The organism is Methylobacterium sp. WSM2598, assembly GCF_000379105.1.
In the GTDB taxonomy this organism is placed as follows: domain Bacteria; phylum Pseudomonadota; class Alphaproteobacteria; order Rhizobiales; family Beijerinckiaceae; genus Methylobacterium.
This window is the reverse complement of the sequence record NZ_KB900609.1, coordinates 5,368,680-5,381,511: the sequence shown is the minus strand read 5'-3', so window position 1 is coordinate 5,381,511 and position 12,832 is coordinate 5,368,680. Positions and strand designations below refer to the sequence as shown.

Annotated in this window: 13 protein-coding genes and 1 tRNA gene; 6 read left to right on the top strand and 8 right to left on the bottom strand. The window is 69.6% G+C overall.

Annotated elements, in window-relative coordinates:
• The first annotated feature begins 11 nt into the window (after positions 1-11).
• Positions 12-1,058: a spore photoproduct lyase family protein gene (locus MET2598_RS0125365; protein ID WP_026190941.1), complete on the top strand. Its 1,047-nt coding sequence runs from the start codon at positions 12-14 to the stop codon at positions 1,056-1,058.
• Positions 1,059-1,074: 16 nt separating this feature from the next.
• Here the strand turns inward: MET2598_RS0125365 and MET2598_RS0125360 are convergent, their stop codons facing one another.
• A complete protein-coding gene (locus tag MET2598_RS0125360) occupies positions 1,075-1,383 on the bottom strand; it encodes an ETC complex I subunit (protein WP_012330421.1) in 309 nt (102 codons plus the stop codon).
• A 42-nt stretch (positions 1,384-1,425) separates the two neighbouring features.
• A tRNA-Pro gene (locus tag MET2598_RS0125355) sits at positions 1,426-1,502 on the bottom strand.
• Between the two features lie 304 nt (positions 1,503-1,806).
• On the opposite strand from MET2598_RS0125355, the gene MET2598_RS0125350 reads away from it, so the two are divergent.
• The gene (locus MET2598_RS0125350) at positions 1,807-2,262 is read left to right on the top strand and encodes a hypothetical protein (RefSeq protein WP_012330422.1); all 456 of its coding nucleotides are present in this window, start codon (positions 1,807-1,809) and stop codon (positions 2,260-2,262) included.
• A gap of 548 nt (positions 2,263-2,810) precedes the next feature.
• Positions 2,811-3,581, top strand: coding sequence for a glycosyltransferase (locus MET2598_RS39860; protein WP_157182262.1), 771 nt, complete (start codon positions 2,811-2,813; stop codon positions 3,579-3,581).
• Between the two features lie 6 nt (positions 3,582-3,587).
• Here the strand turns inward: MET2598_RS39860 and MET2598_RS0125345 are convergent, their stop codons facing one another.
• Positions 3,588-4,562, bottom strand: coding sequence for a class I SAM-dependent methyltransferase (locus MET2598_RS0125345; protein ID WP_236728815.1), 975 nt, complete (start codon positions 4,560-4,562; stop codon positions 3,588-3,590).
• A gap of 409 nt (positions 4,563-4,971) precedes the next feature.
• On the opposite strand from MET2598_RS0125345, the gene MET2598_RS0125340 reads away from it, so the two are divergent.
• The gene (locus MET2598_RS0125340) at positions 4,972-5,673 is read left to right on the top strand and encodes a glutathione binding-like protein (RefSeq protein ID WP_012330424.1); all 702 of its coding nucleotides are present in this window, start codon (positions 4,972-4,974) and stop codon (positions 5,671-5,673) included.
• 200 nt (positions 5,674-5,873) lie between these two features.
• Here the strand turns inward: MET2598_RS0125340 and MET2598_RS0125335 are convergent, their stop codons facing one another.
• The 3 genes from MET2598_RS0125335 to MET2598_RS0125325 form a co-directional block, all read right to left on the bottom strand.
• Positions 5,874-6,104 (bottom strand): hypothetical protein, encoded by a 231-nt coding sequence (locus tag MET2598_RS0125335; protein ID WP_018262793.1) that lies wholly within the window; start codon positions 6,102-6,104, stop codon positions 5,874-5,876.
• A gap of 143 nt (positions 6,105-6,247) precedes the next feature.
• A complete protein-coding gene (locus tag MET2598_RS0125330; protein ID WP_012330425.1) occupies positions 6,248-6,742 on the bottom strand; it encodes a GNAT family N-acetyltransferase in 495 nt (164 codons plus the stop codon).
• Entirely contained in the window at positions 6,727-8,355 is a 1,629-nt protein-coding gene (locus MET2598_RS0125325; protein WP_012330426.1) for a glucan biosynthesis protein G, read from the bottom strand. The genes MET2598_RS0125330 and MET2598_RS0125325 overlap by 16 nt, the downstream gene beginning before the upstream one ends.
• A 673-nt stretch (positions 8,356-9,028) precedes the next feature.
• On the opposite strand from MET2598_RS0125325, the gene MET2598_RS0125320 reads away from it, so the two are divergent.
• The gene (locus tag MET2598_RS0125320) at positions 9,029-10,195 is read left to right on the top strand and encodes a type III PLP-dependent enzyme (RefSeq protein WP_026190940.1); all 1,167 of its coding nucleotides are present in this window, start codon (positions 9,029-9,031) and stop codon (positions 10,193-10,195) included.
• Positions 10,196-10,392: 197 nt separating this feature from the next.
• A complete protein-coding gene (locus tag MET2598_RS0125315; protein ID WP_018262792.1) occupies positions 10,393-10,956 on the top strand; it encodes a GNAT family N-acetyltransferase in 564 nt (187 codons plus the stop codon).
• 796 nt (positions 10,957-11,752) lie between these two features.
• Here MET2598_RS0125315 and MET2598_RS0125310 read toward each other — a convergent pair.
• Together MET2598_RS0125310 and MET2598_RS0125305 are read right to left on the bottom strand one after the other, a co-directional pair.
• The gene (locus MET2598_RS0125310; protein WP_236728814.1) at positions 11,753-11,965 is read right to left on the bottom strand and encodes a hypothetical protein; all 213 of its coding nucleotides are present in this window, start codon (positions 11,963-11,965) and stop codon (positions 11,753-11,755) included.
• A 436-nt stretch (positions 11,966-12,401) separates the two neighbouring features.
• A complete protein-coding gene (locus MET2598_RS0125305; RefSeq protein WP_018262790.1) occupies positions 12,402-12,614 on the bottom strand; it encodes a hypothetical protein in 213 nt (70 codons plus the stop codon).
• Positions 12,615-12,832 lie beyond the last annotated feature (218 nt).

Below are 12,832 nucleotides of genomic sequence, written 5' to 3'. Positions count from 1 at the left end.
CCCCCTCGCCCCTGGCCATCGACACGATCTACCTGGAGCCCGCCGTCGAGGCGTACCGGCGGGGCCGCGAGATCCTCGCGCGCTTCCCCGAGGCGCGCCGCATCCCGGTGCGGTCGCACTGGGCGATCCCCGAGCTGCACGGCAATGCCGGTGCCGCCGAGGAGTGGCTGCGGATCAAGCGCAGCACCCTGGTGCTCGGGGTCAAGAAGGGGCTCGGCCTGCGCCCGAACGGGCGCAGCGCCCATTTCATCGCGCCGTCGAGTTCGAACGGGTGCGCGATGGCCTGCGCCTACTGCTACGTGCCCCGCCGCAAGGGCTTCGCCAACCCGATCACGCTCTTCGCGAACACGGAGGAGATCGCCGCGGCGATCGCGCGCCACGCCGCGCGCCAGGGTCCCCTCCCGGCCCCGGACCAGATCGACGAAAGCTGCGTCGTCTACGACATCGGCGAGAACGGCGACCTCTCAGTGGACGCCCTCGCCTGCGACACCCTGCGCGACCTCGTCGCCCTGTTCCGCGAGCTTCCGCACGCGAAGGGCTCCTTCGCGACCAAGTTCGTGAACCGCGACCTCCTGGATTACGCGCCGGCCGGCAAGACGCGGATCCGCTTCTCGCTCATGCCGGAGCGCGTCGCGCGGGTCGTCGACGTGCGCACCTCGCGGATGGCCGAGCGCATCGCGGCGATCGACGACTTCGTGCGCGCCGGCTACGAGGTCCACGTCAACTTCTCGCCCGTGATCCTGTACGAGGGCTGGGAGGCGGATTGGCGCGACCTGTTCCGGGCCCTCGACGCGGGGATCGGCGCCGCCGCGCGGGCCCAGCTCGCCGCCGAGATCATCTTCCTGACCCACAATGCGGCGCTGCACGCGGTCAACCTGCGCTGGCATCCGCGGGCCGAGGAATGGCTGTGGCGCCCCGACATCCAGGAGACCAAGCGCTCCGAGGGCGGCCAGGAGAACCTGCGCTACCGGAGCGCCTGGAAGGGGCGCTGGCTGGCGCGGTTCCGGGCGCTCCTCGCCGCCGAACTCCCCTCCTGCCGGGTCCGCTACGCCTTCTGACGGATTGCCGGCGCGGTCAGTGGGTCCAGGGCGCGGTGCGGTTGTACTTGAAATTGTCCGCGTAGGAGAGGCCCTTGCGCAGCAGGGGCTTGGGCTCTTCGAGGCGGTAGGCGATGCCCTCGCGGGTGGCGTACGCGACCGCCTCCTCGCGCGTGTCGAATTCCAGGCGCACCTGCTGGAGCATGTCGGACGACGAGGTCCAGCCCATCAGCGGATCGGTCTCGCGCGGGGCGGTCTGGTCGAATTCCAGCACCCACTGCTTGGTCCGGGCCATGCCGGACTGGGACGGATCCTTGGCGGGCTTGTAGATGCGGGCGCTCGGCATGCCGTGTCGATCTCACGAGGGAGCCGGAAAGGGGGGAGCCGGTGGTCGGGGCGGCCGGATTCGAACCAGCGACCCTCTGGTCCCAAACCAGATGCGCTACCAGACTGCGCTACGCCCCGCGAACCGGCTACGGGGTTGATCCTGTATCGGTTCGGGCCCCGCGCCGCAAGCGGCGCGGGCCGCACGGAGGGGCGCCGAGGGACGCGGGGGGGAACCGGGAAGCCAAGCCGGGACGGGAAACCCCAACCGGGCCTCCCGGCCCGTTCGCCCAACCCGCCCCGTCCTCGACGGAGGATCCGCGGACGGGGCTCGCCGGCGCGCCCCGATCGTGGCGCGACCGCTCTGCTCCGAGCGGCACTCCGCGCGGTGGCCGCAGCGTCGGAGCAGCCCTACCATCCTGAGGGGGGGCGGAGCGGACGAGCGATGCTGGGAGACGTCACCAAGCTGTCGATGGGAGCGGGCGCGGTCCTGGTCGCCTCGGCTCACCCCGCGCCTGCCGAGCCCATCGCCAACTGGGCAGAGATGCGGGCGGCGCTCGCCGCCTGCTGGACAATCCCGTCCGGCACCGAGGGATCACTGATCGCGTTCCGGTTCGGACTCGACAAGACGGGCGCGATGCGCGGCCAGCCGCTCGTCACCGCGCGTCGCTTCAAGGGCGACAGGGGCGCTGCCGAGCACTTCGAGGACGCGGCCCGCGCGGCCCTGGCGCGCTGCTTTCCCATGCGGGTGACCCCGTCATTCGGCGCGATCCTCGGCGAGAGCCCGATCCGCCTTCGCTTCGTCAACACCCGGCCGTCGAACGCCTACCAGATCAACAGCAATATCACGATCTTCGCCCCGCAGAACGATGCGTCACCGGCAACTCCGTCCCGGCCGTGAGTTGCGGCGATCGATTCCGGATCAGGCGTGCACCGGATGGGGCGCGGAACAAGGGCTCGCTGCCCGCGACGGGATCGACCGGCAGAGGGGATGTCTCGCCGCGAGCGTGAGCAGGCCGCCCGTGAACTGGCAATCGGACGGGTGTCCCCGCCGCCCGCGGCGGGGGCCGACCACGCCGCGATCCGATACGGATCCGGGACATCGAAGGTGGAGCGACGCCCACGATGAGCGGGCGTTCCCCCGGGGGGAGTTCGCCGAGAGTCATGCCCGCGCGCCGGCCAAGGGCGGCAGGGCGGCGGGATCGGGGGCGAGCCAGCGACGCTCGCGCAGGTGACGGCCTGCGAGGCGCGAGATGCCGCGCGTTCCGAAAATTGAAGACAGGCCGCGCGCGAGGCGCCCTGAGCCGGACAAAGCTAATTCCGCCCCGCGCCCCAGAGCGAGGACCTCACCCGAACGCGTTCATTACCGTTGACAAACAGGACACCCCACGCAATGAAGAGTCGGCTGCACATGCGAGGCGCGCACCTATGCCGACAATTTCTGGTGTCATGCTGGTTCTGAATGAGCTTCCTTTCTTAGAAATCAACGTTCCTCTATTGGTGTCTTTGCTGGACGAGCTCATCATTGTCGATATGGGCTCAACCGACGGCAGCAGAGATTTCATCAGCGCAACCAACAGCATTCCTGCCAAGCTGGTTGATTATCCAAGGTCAAACCTCTTTCGATTCGGCTTCGCCCACGCGAGAAACTATGGCGCCGGATACGCCCGCGGCGACTGGATCTTCTCGATCGACGCCGACGAGATCATCCTGGACGACGCCCTGCGCGCGGCCGTGAGCTCCTGCGATCACCAGACGAATTGCCTCCTGGTCGAGAGAAAAAACTATAAACTAAACCCAGAACTCAAATTATCGGAGCCGCGCGCGATCGTCCGCTCGGCAGAATATTCCGTTGAACATCATAAAAGAATCTACAGAAACGTTTCTTCTTTAGAATATAGAGGAATCGTGCACGAGGAACTGCATGAGAACGGCGTCAGCCCCGTCGTCAATCAAAAGTACACCGACCTGACATTACATCACCTTTCAGCTTACCGCCCCGGGAATGATTCGAACGAGAAGCATCTACTCTACAGTTATTTATTAATGAAAGCATATCATTACAAGAGTTTCCGAGCCGGAATGAACGATTGGTATTTTAAAGAATACATTCCGAAATATTTCCAAGACATCAACCACATGGCAGTCGCCTTCGCCGACGCGAATGGACTGGAACGCTACGACGCCGATCCTGTCCCCCTCGGCCGGGCGGCGGGATGACGCGTCTCAGCGGGAGCGCCGCTCGGCCTTCATCGATTTCAGCAGATTGACGACGTTCTGCTTGGCGATCCAAACGCTCGCGTGATGGTAGCCGGGAAGCGCGCGGTGAACCGTGTCGAAGCCGAGTCGGGTGAGGTTGTCCAAGAAGTAGCTGCGCTGAAACCCGAACTCGACCCATCCGACATCCCTGATGGCGCTGAGAGCGCCACCGTCCATGCGAAATCCCCAGGGGAAGGGGACCACCGGATCGTCGTCGTCGCAGATCGGCTCGGCGCCGAAGATGAACACACCCTCCGCGGACAGATGGTTCCTAAGTTGGCGCACGATCCCCCACGGCGACGGCATGTGGTGAAACGACTCGTAGAAGACGATCGCGTCGAACTCTTTGTCGAACGTCATGTGTTCGACTTCGCCGGCACGGGCGTCCACCGTCCCGCCGAAGCTCTTGACGCGCTGCTCCAGGTAGTCGCAATTGCTCTGACGCACCTCGACGGCGGTCACGTCGAGGCCGCACCTCACCATGAGTTCCGCTAGGCCGCCGGCGCCGAAACCGATCTCAAGCACCCTGCTGCCGCGGCTCAACGAGGCCATCTGGATCAGGTGAGCATAACAGATCTCCCAATATGCTGCGTCGCTCGGTCCGCCCCCAAACGGAAACGCGGTCATAGCATCGAAATTTACCGTATCATGCCCCTCAAAATTCAATTCATGCCGCCTCCCGGCGATCGGTTCATAGATAAGCCTGAGCTGAGCCTCATAGTATGATTGCGTTCCGATGGCATATTGAGACAATTCGCGCCGCATCTCGTCCGGCGGAACGAACATAACTTGAGACAGGATCTCGGATCCTTTTTGGATATCGGACCTCCGCACCGCCAATCCTTCATCAAGAGCGCGAATCAAATCTTCTATATTATCAATATATTTCACAGCACGATCCCTGATCCTGGACGATCCGAATCTCTCGGTGCCGCGGAACATGATGCTTGTCGCGCGGCACCGGGGAGTCGGGCCGCGCACGCGACGTCGCTGCCAGCGTTCCCCGAGCCAGGCTAGTACCGGGCGCGGCGCCCGAAGGGCAACAGGCGAGTGAGGGGGCGCGACGCCGGCGCAGGACGGCGCCGCGGCACCCGCTCCCGGCGGCGGCCGAGCGCGCCTCCGACCCGGAGCAGAATGACGGTCGCAGAACCGTCCGGACCGCCGTGCCTCGCACCGGCCGCGCCCGCGAGGGTCGCGAGGAGACCGCGGAGGCGGGCCCGCGACCGTGCCACCGTCGCTCGATCGGTCCGAGGCTGCCGGAGCGGGCTGACGCCTCACCCCGGCTTGACCTCGCCCCCGCCCCACACCACCTCCGCGGCGGTCCGACCCGGACTCTGCCGCGGAGCGCAGGATGATCGACCTCTACTACTGGACGACGCCGAACGGTCACAAGGTGACGCTGTTCCTGGAAGAGACCGGCCTGCCCTACACCATCAAGCCCGTGAACATCGGCAAGGGCGAACAGTTCCAGGCGGACTTCCTCAAGATCGCGCCCAACAACCGGATCCCGGCCATCGTCGATCACGCGCCCGCGGATGGCGGCGCGCCGGTGTCGCTGTTCGAGTCGGGCGCGATCCTGCTCTACCTCGCGGAGAAGACCGGGCGCTTCATCCCGGGCGAGCTGCGCGGCCGGGCCGAGGTGCTGCAATGGCTGTTCTGGCAGATGGGCGGGCTCGGGCCGATGGCGGGCCAGAACCACCACTTCGTCCAGTACGCCCCCGAGCCGATCCCCTACGCGATCGACCGCTACGTCAACGAGACCAACCGGCTCTACGGCGTCCTCGACCGGCGCCTGGCCGACCGGACCTTCGTGGCGGGCGAGGAATACAGCATCGCCGACATGGCGATCTATCCCTGGATCGTGCCGCACGAGCGCCAGCGCCAGAACCTCGACGCGCACCCGCACCTGAAGCGCTGGTTCTCGGCCATCGCCGAGCGCCCGGCCACCAAGGCCGCCTACGCCAGGGCCGCCGAGATCAACCAGCAGCCGACGATGTCGGAGGAGGCCAAGACGATCATGTTCGGCCAGACCGCCGCCAACACGAAGCGCTGAGCGGGCGCGGCATGACGGGCCGTCCGACGCGGGGCCGCAGGCTCCTGCGGCTCGCCCTCACGGCCGGCCCCTCGCCGGCATCGTCCTGATCGGTCAGGCCGTCGTGGCCTCGATCGGGGGCGACATCCGCCACTGGGAATTCGCCCTCGGCTTCGCCGGGCGACGGGTCCCGGAGGGCTGAGCCCGCCCGGCGGGACGGCTCAGACCGGCCCGCCGCCTCCCCCGGACGCCCGAGTGTCCGTCAGCGTCCCCGCCCCGTCGACGTCCACGAAGGCCTGCGGCGCCCTGCGCGCGATGTCGGGCTCGTGCAGCGCGCCCGCGTGCAGGATGACCTCGCCCCCTCCTCGGCCAGGACGCGCGACGAGCGCCCGATCGCGGACCGAGCCGAGCACCCGGGTCTCGGGGCCGCGCGCGATGTCGAGCCCGACCATCGCGTGGCCCGCCGCGCGCCGGCGCGGTGCCCGGGCCCGGCCGAGCCGGCCCGACGAGTCGGTGAGGAGGACGCGCAGCGGCCGCTCCCGCGAAGCCGAGGCCCGAAGCGCCCGGCCGCGATCGACCCGGCGTCAGGCGCCGGTCATGCCGGGTCCGCGGCCTCCTCCCGCGGCGCCAGCACCTTCTCGTAGCGCCAGGCCGTGGTGCCGTCCTCGTAGTAATCCGGCACCGTCTCGAAGCGGACGTAGCCCGCCCGCTCGTAGAGGCGGATGCCCGGGCCGTTATCCTCGCGCACCTCCAGGCGCAGGCGGGTGCAGCCGTGGCGGCGCGCCTCCGCCTCGGCGGCGTCGAGGAGGAGGCGGCCGAGCCCGGTCCCGGCCCGGGCGGGCGCCACCGCGATGGAACTCAGGCGCGCCCGCCGGCTGGTGCGCCGGCGCTCCAGCGTGGCGGCCCCCACCAGCACCGGCCCGTCGAGGGCGACGAGGAGCGAGATCGTCGGCGAGCCGATGGCGTGCCGGATCGCCCGCCGCTCCGCCCGGTCGGTCGCGAAGGTGGCCGCCTCCAGGGCGACGAGCGCGTCGAGATCGGCGGGCGTCGCCGGGCGGACCGTCACGCCCCGGCTCACGCGGCCTTCCACGGGAAGGTCCAGGTCTCCGAGAGGGTGCGCCCGCCGGCCCGCAGGAAGGCCCGCAGGTCGGTCGCCTGGCCCGGATCGTCGAGCCGCACGTCGAGGGCGGCCCGGAATCCCTTCACGTGCAGGTTCGGCACCAGCGAGGTCGCCACGATCCGCCCCCGCGTGGTCGAGGGCACGATCTCGACCGCCTTCGGGTCGCCGAGCCAGTAGGCGAGGTCGCCGCCCGAGAAGTCGATCAGGAAGCGCCGGCTCAGCGGGTCGGGCGCCTCGGCCGGGCCGCCGCTCGCCGCCGGCCGCGCCACGTAGGTGTTCACGACCCGGGCGCCCGGATGCAGGCTCTCGGATTCGCCGATCGCCCGCAGCAGGTAGGAGAGCTCGACCGCCTGGCCGGCCGCGAGGGGCTGGCGCGGCTGCCAGTAGGCGACGACGTTGTCGTGGGTCTCGTTCCCGGTGGGCAGTTCGACGAGGTGCACCGCCCCCTCCCCCCAGGCGCCCTGCGGCTCGACCCAGTAGCTCGGCCGCCGGTGGTAGAAGGCCTCGAGATCCTGGTAGTTCTCGAACACCCGGTCGCGCTGCATCAGGCCGAACCCCTTCGGGTCGCGGTCCTGGAACGCGGAGATCCAGCGCTCCTGCGGGTTGCGCAGGGGCCGCCAGATCCACTCCCCGCTCCCCGACTGCATCAGCAAACCGTCCGAATCGTGCAGTTCGGGCCGGTAATCGTCCGAGCGGTGGCGGTCGTTCTCGCCGATGAAGAACATCGAGGTGAGCGGCGCCAGCCCGATCCCCGCCACCTCCCGCCGCGGATGCAGCGAGACGCGGACGTCCACCACCGTCTCGTCGCCCGGATAGACCAGGAACTGGTAGGCGCCGGTGCAGGCGGCGCCGTCGAGCAGCCCGTAGATCACCGCCCGGTCGGCGTTCTTCGGCGGCACCTCGATCCAGAACTCGCGGAAGAACGGGAATTCCTCCGGCCCGCCCTGGGCCTCGACGTTCACCGCGAGGCCCCGCGCCGAGAGGCCGTAGAGCTGGTCGCGCCCGAGGAAGCGGAAGTAGCTCGCGCCCAGGAAGGCGATCAGCTCGTCGAGGATCCCGGGCCTGTTGAGGGGATAGTGCAGGCGGAAGCCCGCGAAGCCGAGATTGAGCGGCAGCGGGCCGTCGAGCTTGGTGCGCCCGAGGTCGAACAGGGCGGCCTGGTAGGGGATCGGCGTCGGCACGCCCTCGCGCACCACGTTCACGGTGACGGGGCGCTTGAACAGGAAGCCGAGGTGGAAGAGCTGCAGGCGGAACGGGCCGTCCCGGTCGCCGAGCAGCGCCTTGTCGGGCCGGAAGCGGATGTCGCGCCACGCGTCGTAGTCGAGCCCGGCGAGCGGCCCCGGCAGCGCCGGGACGCCGCCGTCGAAGGGCGCGTTGGCGAGGTCGCGGGCGCGCCGGACCACGTCGTCGAAGCGGAACGGCGTCGGCCCGGCCGGCGGTGGGGACGGCAGGGCGCTCGGCCCCGGCTGGGTCGGCCCGACCTGGGCCCGACCGACCTGGGCCCGGGCGGGGAGCGCGGCCCCGGCCAGCAGGCCGGCGAGCAGGGTGCGGCGCGACGGCTCGCGCGATGGCTCGATCGTCATGGAACCTGGGATGTCACGGGAGACGGGACCTCTCCGCTTCGGGACCCGGTGAATGAACGCTTCCCGCCTGCTTGAGAAGGGGCGGCGGCCCGAAACGCCCGTCCCCGTGGCCGATCCGCCACCCGGCGGATTTTCTGCGGAACGCCGCGATTTCGGGGTTGCGATCCGGCCCCGCTGACCGTATCTACCCCCTTGCCCAATTTCGCACGTGCCTGTGGCCGCGTGCCGGTTGGTGGGCATCCGGACAAGAGGCCGGACAGCCGCCAGGGGTCTTAAAGGATCGATGGTCGACAGGGTGGATCCCTCCGGCCGGCATCCAGGTGGTGACACCGGACCCCGACAACAACCGGCAGCCGGAGGCGAAACCGGCGAACCCCGCTCTCCACGGGGGACGCAGCTTAAAGCAACGACGAACGGGCTTTTTTGGTCTCGTCGGCCCTCCAAAGGTCGACACCGAAGAGGCTTGTTTCTCCTTGCCCCATGTGCGGATCGGGTCATCCCGCTCCAATCCAAGGCAGCTTCCGGGTGCTCTGCGCCCGCGTCGCCCAGCGTGTCTCCACAGCACGCCCGCGACGCGTCGCATCGCCCCCTGACGCCGGACGGCTGCGCGCCGTCTGATCTTCGACATCGGGTTCCCGCGCGGGACCCCCTTGAGCCTTTGGTGGGGATGATCATGACCGATCGCATCCGCGATTTCCTGCGCGCTCGCCGTGACCTCGGCCGTGACGAGGGGCCGGTGATGGTCCTCGACCTCGACGTCGTGCGCGACAATTACCACGCCTTCGCCCGCGCCCTGCCCGACACCCGCGTCTTCTACGCCGTGAAGGCGAATCCGGCGCCGGAGGTGCTCGGCCTGCTGGCCTCGCTCGGCTCCTGCTTCGACACCGCCTCGGTGGCCGAGATTCAGATGGCGCTCGCCGCCGGCGCCACCGCCGACCGCATCTCCTTCGGCAACACCATCAAGAAGGAGCGCTGCATCGCCCGCGCCCTCGCGCTCGGCGTGCGCCTGTTCGCGGTGGATTGCGAGGCGGAGGTCGAGAAGATCGCCCGCGCGGCCGCTTGCGCCGACGTGGCGCCCGAGGAGGTGCAGGTGTTCTGCCGCATCCTCTGCGACGGGGCCGGCGCCGAGTGGCCGCTCTCGCGCAAGTTCGGCTGCGTGCCCGACATGGCGGTCGACGTGCTGGAGCACGCGCACCGGCAGGGCCTGCGCGCCTACGGCGTCTCCTTCCACGTCGGCTCGCAGCAGGGCAATACGGAAGCCTGGGACGGGGCGCTGGCCTCGGCCGCGATGATCTTCCGGGAATGCGCCGAGCGCGGCATCGCGCTCGCGATGGTCAATCTCGGCGGCGGCTTCCCGACCAAGTACCTCAAGGAGGTGCCGGGCGTGGAATCCTACGGCGGCGCGATCTTCCGGGCGCTCACCAAGCACTTCGGCAACCGCATGCCGGAGACGATCATCGAGCCGGGCCGCGGCATGGTCGGCAACGCGGGCATCATCGAGGCGGAGGTCATCCTCGTCTCGAAGAAGTCCGAGGCCGCCGACGAGGTGCGCTGGGTCTACCTGGACATCGGCAAGTTCGGCGGGCTCGCCGAGACGATGGACGAGTCGATCCGCTACCGCATCCGCACCGACCACGACGAGGACCGCATGGTCCCCTGCGTGCTCGCCGGACCGACCTGCGATTCGGCGGACGTGCTCTACGAGAAGATCCCCTACCCGCTGCCCGTGTCGCTCTCCATCGGCGACAAGGTGCTGATCGAGGGGGCCGGCGCCTACACCACCACCTACGCGGCGGTGGCGTTCAACGGCTTCCCGCCGCTGCAATCCTACGTGATCTGACCGGTCCGATCCGCGCCGCCCGCCGGCGCCGTGGCGGCGCCTGCCGGCGCCGTTCGTCTCGCGCCGGCCCCCGCCCCGACCGGGCGGCGGGCCGGGCGCGTCCTGCACCCCACCCGGTCCCGGACGGCCCGCGGGCGCTGCGCGCCCAGGCGGGTGCGAGGGCTGTTCTCTCCCCTGACCTTCGGGAGGCTACGGCCGTGATCCAGATCCGCGACGAGCGCGCCACCGACATCGCCGCCCGCGAGCGGCTCCTCGACACCTGCTTCGGCGAGGCGCGCTTCACCAAGACCTGCGAGCGCCTGCGCGAGGGCCGCCTGCCGGCCGAGGGCCTCGCCCTCGTGGCCGAGCAGGACGGGCGCCTCGTCGGCACGGTGCGCCTGTGGGACGTGGCGGCCGGCCCGCGCCGCCCGGCCCTGATGCTGGGCCCGCTCGCCGTGGAGCCGGGCCTTCAGGGCCTCGGCGTCGGGGGGACGCTGATGCGCGCGGCGCTGGCGCGCGCCGCCGCCCTCGGCCACCGGGCCGTGATCCTGGTCGGGGACGCGCCCTACTACGCCCGCTTCGGCTTCGCGGCCGAGGCGGTGGGCGCCCTCTGGCTGCCGGGCCCCTACGCCCGGGAGCGCTTCCTCGGGCTGGACTTGGCGCCGGGAGCGCTCGCCGGCGCGGCGGGCCTCGTCCAGGCGACCGGCCGGCCGGCGCCGGCGCCGGACCTCGCCGCGCTGGTGGCGGCGGAGGCCGCGCGGCCGCTCGCGCTGGCGGCGTGAGCATGGCGAAGCGCGGCCCCGCCGGAACGGGGCCGCGCCCTGGCGGGTCCCTCAGGGCAACGCCGCAGGGTCGCGGAACCTGCCGGCGCGCACCTCGGCCGGATCGTCTCCGGCCGGGGGGTGACACGATTCTCGATCCCAAGCCAAAGGGTTGGCGACGATTCGAGAACCGAACCGGCGGTCACGGGACGTGACTGCGGGCATCGGACCAACGTCGGAGGCCGGGATCGTGCGCGAGCGCCGCACGATCCCGAACCGCTCGGGCGGAAATCCCATGACGGATGCGGATCGGGTTGCTGCACCGAGCCCGGATCCGAGAGATCCCCGATGGCCGACGCGGTGATGAGCCTTGGGGCGCTGTCCGAGAAGCGCTTCGGCCCCGATCAACGGCGCGAGATGGGCGGCAGCCCGCGATGCGGGCTGGCGCATGACAGCAAGCTCACCGCGAGACACACGATGGCGTCCTGGCCGGCGCCAAAAGAAAACGGCCGGCCGATGCCAGCTCTCGACCGCGATATGGCAATGTCTATCGTTCCGGCGGGTCAAGTCCGCGCGCAACACGATCGAAGATCAGCGGAGCGCTTCCACCGAGATAGATCGCACTCCAGACATTCTGCGCGTCGAGTGCGATCGGAAGGGCACCCGCAATGAAAGCAAATGCGACCTTCAAGGTCAGGAAAGAGATCCTGTGGTATTTCTTCGGCAGGATCCGCCATTGGCCCCCGCCGCAGTCAGAGCCGCAGCAACCTCGACACTTATACTTCCCAGAACGCCCCAGAGATAGATATTCGGAACATCAAGCCCTGAGACGATCATTCCGGCAGTCGTCCTCGCTGTCACGTCCGACCTTGAACAGCCATGTGACGCGAGAGGCAAGGCTCGTGATGCGCCGAGCCAGTCGATCGCGATGGGTCAGGCGGGCCACGAGCAGCGCGATGTTCGCCGCCACGAGCACGCCAAGGCCCGAAGCGAACACCACGAACACCCCATCTGCAATTCGGTCCGTCACGGCCGACGTCCTCCGATACAGAACGGATCGCGGAATCGACACCGCGTCATGCGGTAACGCGATCCGATCGGGGCGATCGGGTGAGGGCAGGAGGTGGCAAGGGAGGCGAGTTCTGAATCGGCCGGCGACCCTGGCCGGGATTGGCGGGCCGGGGGTTTCGACGCGACGGCGCTCCTCGATGACCTTGCGGACAGGCCCGATCCCCGACAGCCGGGCAAAGTCGCCGGCCGCCCCTTCCGTCGGCGCCTCCCGGGCAGGCCTGCCACACCGGCGGCCTGACCGCGCCGGCCCGGACGGTCATCGGGGTGGGTCTGCCATTAGCCACCCCGCGGCCCGGGGCGCGATCCTTCGCGTGGTCGCAGCCCAATGCCGGCGAGGCATGACGCCGCCGCGGCTCGGGGCGGGCGGCGGCTCGCGCCGGCCCGCCCGGGCCCGATCAGCAGAAATACTGCCCGATCTGCCGCTCGATGTCGTCGGTGACGCGCCCGCCATGGGCCTGGATGAAGCCGCCGATCTGCGCGTCGCGCCGACGCAGGCGCTCGGCATGGACGGCCTGCACGATGCGGCTGATCAGGGCGAGGAAACCGGGCTCGGCCTCGGCGGCGGTGGGGGTGCGGTGGGGAAGAGCGTGGCTGAGAACCGCGAGCATGGGACACTCCTGAAAGTGATGTGCGCGCGGGCGTTTCCATCTGTTTGTTGCAACGCAATATGGGATATGACGCGGCGCACACGAAGGCCCGCCGCCGCAGCGGAGCCATGCGGCTGCCTCATGGCGGCGGCAACGCTTCGTTCCCCCGGACGGCCGGTTGACCCTGCGGGCCGGAGTCGCCAATCACCGCGTCGCCGGCCCGTCACCGATCTCGGCTA